This window comes from Mesorhizobium sp. M0590 (genome assembly GCF_040320905.1).
GTDB lineage: Bacteria > Pseudomonadota > Alphaproteobacteria > Rhizobiales > Rhizobiaceae > Mesorhizobium.
On sequence record NZ_JAMYQN010000049.1, the window covers coordinates 1 to 9,074 of the forward strand.

Here is a 9,074-nt window from a genome sequence, read left to right on the forward strand (position 1 = left end):
TAAAGCAGGAGTTGAAGACGTAGGCAATCGCCGAACGTCGTGTCCCATCAGGGAAGGAAAGGCTTATGCAGATCATCCAGAACCGTCGCCGTTTCCTCACAGGCTTGTCTGCGCTCGCTGCAGCAGGCCTTGCCAACGGCCGCAATGCGGTAGCAGCCGAAGCGGCACCTGAAACCACGATCGCCCGCTTTGCGGCAGCGCCTGGTATCTGCATCGCTCCGCAGTACGTCGCAGAGGATCTGATCCGCGCAGAGGGGTTCTCAGATTTCGGCTTCGTGGCCGCCGAGGCCGGTATCGCCCAGACCGAGATGCTGGCGCGCGGCGACATCGACTTCGGCATTGACTTTGCCACGGCCCTAATCATTCCGGTCGACACTGGCGCCCCGATCAAGGTGATCTCCGGAGTCCATGTCGGCTGCTACGAGTTGTTCGGACGCGAGAACATCAAGAGCATCACAGATCTCAAGGGCCGCAAAGTCGGCGTCGGCGGCAATCTATCGTCGGATCCGCATATCTTCGTCAGTGCCATGGCGACCTATGTCGGCCTCGATCCGCAACGCGACATCGAATGGATCGTCGGCGAGGCAAAGCCGGCGGAGCTCTTCGCCGAGGGCAAGGTCGACGCCTTCCTGGCTTTTCCGCCTGAGGCTCAGGACCTGCGCACCCGCAAAGTCGGCCACGTCATCCTCGACAGTTCCAAGGACCGGCCGTGGTCGCAATATTACTGCTGCATGCTGGCGGTCAACGCCGCGTATGCCGAGAAAAATCCAGTTGCCACCAAGCGCGTCATCCGGGCCATCATCAAATCGGCCGATATCTGCGCGGCCGAACCGGAACGGGTGGCACGCCTCTTGGTGGATGGCGGACACACCGAACAATACGACTACGCCGTGCAGTCGCTCCGCGAGCTCCCATACTCTAATTGGCGCGACTTCGATCCCGAGGACACGATGAGGTTCTTCTCGCTGCGGCTGCATGAAGCCGGGATTGTCAAGTCGAGCCCAAACGAGATCATCGCGAATGGCACCGATTGGCAGTTCTTCAACGAGGTCAAGCGCGAGTTGAAGACGTGACGGGCTGGCCGGCATGCGCATTGGCACTGGCATTTCTTGCCCCTTGGCCGGCACTTGCGCATGACGCGGCGCACGACCTGCGCCTGCCGACGATCGGAGCAGCGCCGGACTTTACCCTGACCTCGCAGGACGGTGTACGCGTGTCGCTGCGCGACTTTCGCGGCAAGGTGGTCGCCGTTGCATTCATCTATACGTACTGCACCGACGTCTGCCCGATGCTGACCGCCCATATGGCCAGTGTGCAGGAGAAGCTAGGCTCTGCGTTCGGATCGAAGATCGCCTTCATTTCGATAACCGTCGACCCGGAGCGCGACACGGCTGAGGTGTTGAAAGAATATGCGCAGAATTTTGGCGCCGATCTGAAAGGCTGGTCGTTCCTTACCGGTGATCCGGCGGTTGTCCATGAGGTTGGACGGAAATACGGCGTCATCGCGAAGAAAACGGCGGATGGTGACGTCGACCACACGTTGCTGACGTCGCTCATAGACCCTAGGGGCATGTTGCGCGTACAGTATCTTGGCGTTCGGTTCGACCTAGAGGAGTTCCGGGGTGACCTTCTCAGCCTCTTGGACGAATCCAAGTAACATAACGAACCGGCTAGTCGGCTGGGTTGCCCGGCTGCCGGCGCGCGTCCAGACCAAGCTCTTGATCGCGTTCCTGTCGATCGTCGGCCTGTTGATCGTGCTCGGGGCCGTCGGGTTGCAGGTGCTGAGTGGGGTCAATGATCAAACAAACGAGCTGATCAAGCTGCAGCGCAGGATCGCGGCCTATCGCCAGGTGCAGCACGATACGACAACCCAGCTCTACGGCATCTCCACCGCCCTGTTGCTTCAGGACGACCGGATGCTGGATGGGGCGTTGCGCCAGCTCAACCAGTTTGGCTACGACCTCGACCGCATGGAGTTCGTCGCTGAAACTGAGGCGGAGGTGCTGGGCCAGGTCCGACAGGAGTACGAACGGCTTGCGGCCGGCGTGATGCATGTCGCGGAGCTCTTCCGCGCCGGTCGCACGGCGGAGGCGCGCAAGGTTCAGCTGGATGAGATCATGCCGTCGGCCGACCGCCTCGAGCGGCTGACGAACCAGCTGGTCAACATGGCCGAAGCCGACATGGTCGCGGCCATCGAAGCGAGCGAGGGGGCGTACGGCACCTCTCGAATGATCGTGGTCGCTTTTGCTGTGGGCAGCATCCTGCTCGCGCTTGCGCTTGGCTACATCATCTCCTGGTCGTTGATCGAACCGGTCAAGAAGATCGAGACGCGTCTCAGTCAGATAGCGGCCGGCGACTTCGCCCACCAGGTTGCCGTGGCCAATCGCGACGAACTTGGAGTGCTCGCCGCTAACGTCAACCAGACCTCCGACCAGCTGGGGCGCCTGTATCAGGAGATTGAGACGCGCACCCAGCAGCTCGACGAGGCCCTTCAGCAGCAGACAGCCACTGCAGACGTTCTGAAGGTTATCAGCCGCTCTACCTTCGATCTGCAGGTTGTGCTCGATACGTTGGTGGAATCGGCTGTCAGGCTCTGCCGTGCCGACAAGGGTGGTATCGTGCAGTTGCTGGACGGCGTATTCCGCTATGTGTCGACGCATGGCTACCCGCCCAGTTTCCGCGCTTATGTCGACGCCAATCCACTTCCAGCGCTTGCCGCAGGCCGGGGCTCCGCCGTAGGGCGCGTAATCGAAGAACGGCGGATCGTGCAAATCGAAGACGTGACCGCCGATCCGGACTACCGCGTTACCCTGATCGCTGAGGCAGGCGGATTCCGCACCGTCCTCGCTGCCCCGCTGTTGCGGGAAGGTGATCTCGTTGGCGTATTCGTCATGACGAGGGTTGAGCCGCAATCTTTCAATCCCAAGGAGATCGCGCTCGTCGAGACATTCGCCGACCAGGCGGTGATCGCCATCGAGAATGCGCGGCTCTTCGAGGCGGTGCAGTCACGGACGCGCGAGCTTGCCGCGTCTGTTGGTGAGCTCGAGGCGCTTGGTGAGGTGAGCAAGGCGGTCAATTCGACGCTGGATCTCGACACAGTGCTGAAAACGATCGTCGCCAAAGCGGTCCAGTTGTCGGAGACGGATGCTGGCACCATCTACGTGTTCAGCAGCACGCGGCAGCAATTCCGTCCGCGCGCAAACTTCGGTATGAGCGATGAGCTTATCGCCGCAGTCTCACACCAGACGATCGGGCTGGCCGACATGGGGATCGGCGACGCACCCGGGCGCTGCATGCCGGTGCAGTTTCCCGACCTGAGCCAGGAGGCCTCAGCCTTCCTCGTAAGAAAGACGATCGTCGAAGCCGGATATCGCGGTATCCTGATCGTTCCGCTGCTGATGCCCAACAAGATCGTAGGTGCACTGGTCGTCAGGCGCCACAAGCCAGGTGCCTTCCATGAGCAAGTTGTCCATCTGCTGGAGACCTTCGCAGCCCAATCGGTGCTCGCGATCCAGAATGCCAAGCTGTTCCGCGAGATCGAGGAGAAAGGCCGGGAGCTGGAGGCAGCTAGCCGCCACAAGTCCCAGTTCCTCGCGAATATGAGCCACGAGCTCAGGACACCGCTCAATTCAGTCTTGGGCTTCACAGAACTGCTGGTCGACGGCATCTACGGCGAACTCCCGGACAAGGCGAAGACGACCGTCGCGCGCGTGCAGGCAAACGGCCGTCACCTTCTCGGGCTCATCAACGACGTACTCGACCTTTCCAAGATCGAAGCCGGCCAGCTCACGCTGGCGATCGAGGACTACTCCGTCGCGCAGATTGTTCGATTGACCGTTACGGCTGTCGAGCCGCTGGCACGAGCGAAGGGTCTTGAGCTTTCAACGACTGTTGGCGAGAACCTTCCAATCGGCCGCGGGGACGAACGCCGTTTGATGCAGGTCCTGCTCAATCTTGCAGGCAATGCCGTCAAGTTCACCGAAACGGGTGCGGTCGACATTCTTGCCGGCGCGGCCGACGGACATTTCGAGATCACCGTCCGGGATACAGGTCCCGGCATCGCGTCCAAGGACCAGGCTCTCATCTTCGAAGAATTCCAGCAGGTCGACAACAGCAGCACCAGGCAGAAGGGTGGCACAGGTCTTGGCCTGGCGATCTCGAAGCGCATCGTCGAAATGCATGGCGGAACCATAGACGTCGAGTCCGTGATCGGGTCAGGGTCGACATTCCGCCTGAAGATACCGATCCGGGTGCAAGAGGACGTGAGGGCCGCATGAGCAAACGAATCCTGATGGTGGAAGACACCGAGGACAACCGCCAGATCATCCGCGACCTCATCGCCACCACCGAATACCAACTGATCGAGGCAGCGGACGGCGCCGCCGGCATCGCTGCAGCCGGAGCGCACAGGCCGGACCTGATCCTTATGGACATTCAGCTCCCGGTGATCGACGGGTATGAAGCGGCCCGCCGCATCAAGGCCGACCCGGCGCTCCGGCACATTCCGATCATCGCGGTCACCTCCTACGCACTGTCGGGCGACGAGGCGAAAGCCCTTGCTGCAGGGTGCGATGGTTACATTGCCAAGCCATTCAGTCCGCGCCAGCTGCTCGCCGAGATTCGCCAGTTCCTTTCCTGAGGGGAGACAGTGCCTTGCACAATCCGCCTCGCATTCTCGCGGTCGACGATACCCCGGAAAATCTCGAGATCCTGCGCATGCGGCTCGAGGCGAATGGCTACGAAGTGGTGACTGCCGCGGATGGTGAAGAGGGGCTTGCGACGGCCCGCGATCTCACACCGGATCTGATCCTCCTCGACATCATGATGCCGAAGCTCGACGGCATCAGTGTGGTACGCATGCTCAAGCACGATCAATCGCTGCGGTCGATCCCCGTTATTCTGGTCACCGCGAAAGCCGACACGCGCGACGTGGTCGATGGGCTGGACGCCGGTGGCGACGACTATCTGACAAAGCCCTTCGAGCACAGGGCGCTGTTAGCGCGGGTGCGCTCGATGCTGCGTCAGAAGGCGCTTCACGACACTGTCGCGAGCCAAGCCAAACGCCTTGAGGACCAAGCCGCGCAACTTTCCGACTGGAACCGCTCGCTCGAGCAAACCGTGGCCGACCAGGTGACGGAGCTCGAGCGAATGGCGCGGCTTAGGCGGTTCCTGCCCGAACAGGTCGCCGACCTCATCGTTGCGGCGGGCAATGGAGATGCGCTCTTGCAGAGCCACCGTCGCGAGGTGACCGTTGTCTTTTGCGATTTGCGCGGCTTTACTGCCTTCGCAGAGACCGCCGAACCCGAAGAAGTCATGACCGTTCTTGCCGAGTATCATTCCTGTCTTGGTGAACAAATTGTCCGCCACGAGGGGACTCTCGAGCGGTTCGTGGGTGACGGTATCGTCGTGGTTTTCAACGATCCACTGCCCTGCGCCGACCATACCGAGAGAGCCGTCTGCATGGCTACGGCGATGCGTGATGCGATTGACGAGCATTCGGAGCAATGGCGCAAGCGCGACCACTTGCTCGGCTTCGGAATCGGCATCGCCCGAGGCCATGCAACCATCGGGCGGATCGGTTTCGATCAGCGCGCCGACTATGCAGTGATAGGCACAGTGTCGAACCATGCCGCCCGATTGTGCGAGGAAGCCGGGCCGCGCCAGATTCTCGTGAGCCAGCGGGTCGTTGGTGCCGTCGAATCACTGGTTGAGTCCGTCGCCGTTGGCGAACTGACGCTGAAGGGTTTTCGCCGCCCGATGCCTGCCTATGAAATCGTGCGGTGGATCGGTCGGCCAAGCTAGCTTAGACGCATTCCGGCTTCTTTCGGACGATGCGGCGCGTCGAACCGCCGGCACAAAGCATCCCAGCCACGACCGATCTCGAAACCGCCCGCAACGGGGAGAAAGTGTGCGTTCTGCCAGCAGCAACCCGATGGCAGCCCTATGTGACATCTCGCCTCGATCTTCGTCTGTCAGGTTCGGATACAGCAGCCAGCCCACGGCCTGCGAACCTTGGATCGCTGCTCGCCGTGAAAGAACTGTTCCGGCATCATCGGGTCGGCGATGCGCATCAGATCGCTGAACGCCGAGCGGATTTGCGGCCAAGGGAATTCTGAGCATTCCTCCCAGGCCTCGCCCTCTCGCAACACGGCATCGAGCTTGCCCACTACACCAGCGAGGGTAGTGGCGGGGGTGGTTGAGAACGCTTCCAGCAGATGCTCAGCCCGCTCGCCAGCCTCGCGCTCAGCCCTGAGCGCTGCGGTGTAACCGGTCTCCTCGGCAGCCGCATCCCAGCGTGCCTGATGCGCCGCGAAATCAGCTTCGGCCTTTTCGCGCAGAGCCGCCATAGCCGGCCCTTTGCCGAGCACGCTATGGAGCGCCTCGATCGAGTGGAGCGTCACGTCCTCACCCTCGGGCAGGCTGATGCTCACACAAGGAAAGCCAACGCTGTGGACAAGCTGCGTCTCGAGGCGCTGCTGCCCCTGGCAAAGCTGCTCTGTCAGCTTGTGGGCTTTCTCCCATTCAAGCCAAACCGCCAGCGCTGGATCGGAGGGGGGCGTGCTCGTCGCCGCTGCGTTGCCGGCAACAGTACTTTTCTCAACAACCAAAGCCGTTGACGTGATCATCCCTGCGGTAAGCATTCGCCTGCGAGTGACGAAGGGCGGAGTCATGGTATTGTCGGAATCAGATGGGGTATTCGGCTCGAGCCCATCTTCAAAGGTGATGCAAAGAGGTGTTGCGCTTCGAGCTGATGATAACTTGGTCTGTCCAGACAGCCACAAGCATCAGGAAAGGAAGCGCAACATGAAGCATTTTGTTGGCCTCGATATCTCGGTGAAGGAAACCGCCGTTTGCGTTGTCGACGAAACCGGCAGGATTTGTCGTGAGGTGAAGGTGGTCAGCCACCCTGACGATATCATTGCGGTGCTGAAGGACTCGACTTGGAACGTCGAACGGGTCGGGCTCGAAGCAGGGCCCTTGTCGCAGTGGCTATTCGAGGGGCTGGCCAGGGCCGGGCTGCCGGTCATCTGCATCGAAACACGTCATGTGAAAGCATTCCTGAAGGCGCAGCCGAACAAGACAGATCGCAATGATGCGCGCGGCATAGCCCAGATGATGCGGGTCAACCTATTCCGCCCGGTGCACATCAAGACGCTGACGAGCCAGAAGCGCCGGGTGCTGCTGACGGCCCGCAAGATCTTGCAGGAAAAGGCGATCGCGATCGAGAACGACATCCGCGGTCTTCTGCGCAACTTCGGGCTCAAGGTCGGCGCCGTGGGAACGGCGAAGTTCGAGGACCGCATCCGTGAGCTTGTCGAATGCATGCCCGATCTCGAACAGATCATGGAGCCACTGCTGGCCGCCAGGCGGAAGCTGCGCGAGGAATTTGCGCACCTGCACAGACAAGTGCTGGCGATCGCCAGGGGCGATGCTACCTGCCGGCGCTTGATGACGGTCCCTGGTGTCGGCTCCATAGTGGCGCTCGCGTACACCGCGACGATCGACATTCCACAACGGTTCAGAAACTCCAAGGCGGTAGGGCCGATCCTGGGGCTGACACCGAAGCTCGACGAGTCCGGCGAAAGCAAGCGCGTTGGAGGCATCTCACTCTGCGGGGACGGCATGATGCGAACATTGCTCTATGAAGCAGCCCAAGTCATGCTGACGCACGTGAAGAAATGGTCATGGCTGAAGGCCTGGGCGATGAACGTCGGCTTGCGCAGGGCGATAGTCGCGCTCGCACGTCGCCTGGCGGTCGTCATGCACCGCATGTGGCTGGACAACAGCGAGTTCCGCTGGACGCGGGAAACCATGGCGTCAGCCGTGTGACAAAAGGCCGGGAAGAAGAGGTAGAGAGTTCCGCCCAGCGCGGAAGCACGTCCTTCGCGGGACGAAGGATGAGGTGAGTTCGCGATCATGGGCGCACCGGTCATGTCATGCTGGCCAGGACGCGAATCAGATTGTTCCGCCTTATTCTCTGAATCCCATCAAGGGAGGGCCAATGGGCCGATCCCGGAGAGAAGCACGAACCCGCGAATGATGTCAGAAGCTGGTAAGGCAGAAAATGACAAAAGCGCTTGACCCCAAGCCGCCGAATAGAGAAGCCATGATCCGAGCTCCTCAGAAGCTTGGGTTTGGTCAGGCTGGGGACGGTGCGCCAACACCGTGCCTAGCCGCACCTCGGACCGGTCGGCCCAAGGGTATCACTGATACCTTTGGATCATATAGGAATGATCTAAAGGGATCAATAGACTTTGATGACAGCAGGACAGATGCGGGCAGCCCGCGCGTTGATCGGTATCGCCCAGGCTGAGCTTGCCCGCCGGGCTGGTGTATCCGTTCCGACTATCAAGCGCTGCGAAAGCGACGGCAAAAACGGTCTGATGGTATCCGCCGAAACCCAAGCAAAAATTCGTGCCGCTCTTGAAGCCGAAGGCGTGGAGTTTACCAATGGCGATCGCCCAGGCGTTAGGTTGCGGCGACCGTAGTCGGCCGTTGATCAGTTGAGCGCAGGATTGCGGGCTCCACTTCAGCCAGCCCCGGCAGCGCAGGCTCATTCTGTACCGTAGGCCGCTTGCTAGGCTAGACCAGCGGAGAGCGGCATGGCTCGGGCAGGTCTCTATGAGCGAAAAGGCCTCCCGCCAACTCAGGATGGAATAAAGATCTGTTAGCCGTGAACGCTGGCTGGCCAACCTGCCGGTGACGATCTCGATCCCGCGTCAGCGCGATCTCCTGCAGGGTTGCGCGCGGCGGGCCTCACATCCCGATCCCCAAGCCGCGCTTTCTGCCGAAGCTCCAGTCGATGCCGCCGCTGTTTTGCACGAAGCCGGTAATGTGCTGGCCGATGCGCTTCTCCAGCATTGGCTGCCACGGCACCAGCTGAAACCCGAGCCCGTCGTCCAGCATGGCGAAGCGCCCGCTGGCAAGACGGACCGAGCCTAGCAGCCTGCCGCCGACATGGTTGCCGGGCTGGACTGGCTGGAACGTGAGGCCGCGCGCAGCGGCCATTTCCTTGCCGACCCGCGTAACCTCCTGGCGCTCCAGCGTGGCTACAAGGTCGCGCGAGAAGGTGA

The 9,074-nt window shown here is 61.2% G+C and carries 9 protein-coding genes; 6 read left to right on the forward strand and 3 right to left on the reverse strand.

What is annotated here, in order from left to right; genetic code table 11:
• Positions 1–65 precede the first annotated feature (65 nt).
• From NKI52_RS32200 to NKI52_RS32220, 5 genes are read left to right on the forward strand one after another with little or no spacing between them, the layout of a single operon-like run.
• The gene (locus NKI52_RS32200; protein WP_352700816.1) at positions 66–1,073 is read left to right on the forward strand and encodes an ABC transporter substrate-binding protein; all 1,008 of its coding nucleotides are present in this window, start codon (positions 66–68) and stop codon (positions 1,071–1,073) included.
• A 20-nt stretch (positions 1,074–1,093) separates the two neighbouring features.
• Positions 1,094–1,657: an SCO family protein gene (locus tag NKI52_RS32205; protein ID WP_352700817.1), complete on the forward strand. Its 564-nt coding sequence runs from the start codon at positions 1,094–1,096 to the stop codon at positions 1,655–1,657.
• Positions 1,623–4,277, forward strand: coding sequence for a GAF domain-containing protein (locus tag NKI52_RS32210; protein ID WP_352700818.1), 2,655 nt, complete (start codon positions 1,623–1,625; stop codon positions 4,275–4,277). The genes NKI52_RS32205 and NKI52_RS32210 overlap by 35 nt, the downstream gene beginning before the upstream one ends.
• Positions 4,274–4,639: a response regulator gene (locus NKI52_RS32215; protein WP_352700819.1), complete on the forward strand. Its 366-nt coding sequence runs from the start codon at positions 4,274–4,276 to the stop codon at positions 4,637–4,639. The genes NKI52_RS32210 and NKI52_RS32215 overlap by 4 nt, the downstream gene beginning before the upstream one ends.
• The gene (locus NKI52_RS32220; protein ID WP_502897838.1) at positions 4,567–5,802 is read left to right on the forward strand and encodes an adenylate/guanylate cyclase domain-containing protein; all 1,236 of its coding nucleotides are present in this window, start codon (positions 4,567–4,569) and stop codon (positions 5,800–5,802) included. Before NKI52_RS32215 ends, NKI52_RS32220 begins: the two co-directional genes overlap by 73 nt.
• Positions 5,803–5,972: 170 nt before the next feature.
• Here NKI52_RS32220 and NKI52_RS32225 read toward each other — a convergent pair whose 3' ends face one another.
• Positions 5,973–6,626 (reverse strand): hypothetical protein, encoded by a 654-nt coding sequence (locus NKI52_RS32225; RefSeq protein ID WP_352700820.1) that lies wholly within the window; start codon positions 6,624–6,626, stop codon positions 5,973–5,975.
• A 178-nt stretch (positions 6,627–6,804) separates the two neighbouring features.
• On the opposite strand from NKI52_RS32225, the gene NKI52_RS32230 reads away from it, so the two are divergent.
• On the forward strand, positions 6,805–7,830 hold the full coding sequence (locus NKI52_RS32230) for an IS110 family RNA-guided transposase (protein ID WP_352700823.1): 1,026 nt from the start codon (positions 6,805–6,807) through the stop codon (positions 7,828–7,830).
• Between the two features lie 374 nt (positions 7,831–8,204).
• Here the strand turns inward: NKI52_RS32230 and NKI52_RS32870 are convergent, their stop codons facing one another.
• Together NKI52_RS32870 and NKI52_RS32240 are read right to left on the reverse strand one after the other, a co-directional pair.
• Positions 8,205–8,558 carry a hypothetical protein gene (locus NKI52_RS32870; protein ID WP_502897839.1) on the reverse strand — a complete coding sequence of 118 codons (354 nt, stop codon included), beginning with the start codon at positions 8,556–8,558 and terminating at the stop codon, positions 8,205–8,207.
• 199 nt (positions 8,559–8,757) lie between these two features.
• The coding region (locus tag NKI52_RS32240; RefSeq protein ID WP_352700821.1) for a DUF3363 domain-containing protein at positions 8,758–9,074 on the reverse strand (317 nt) is incomplete at its 5' end.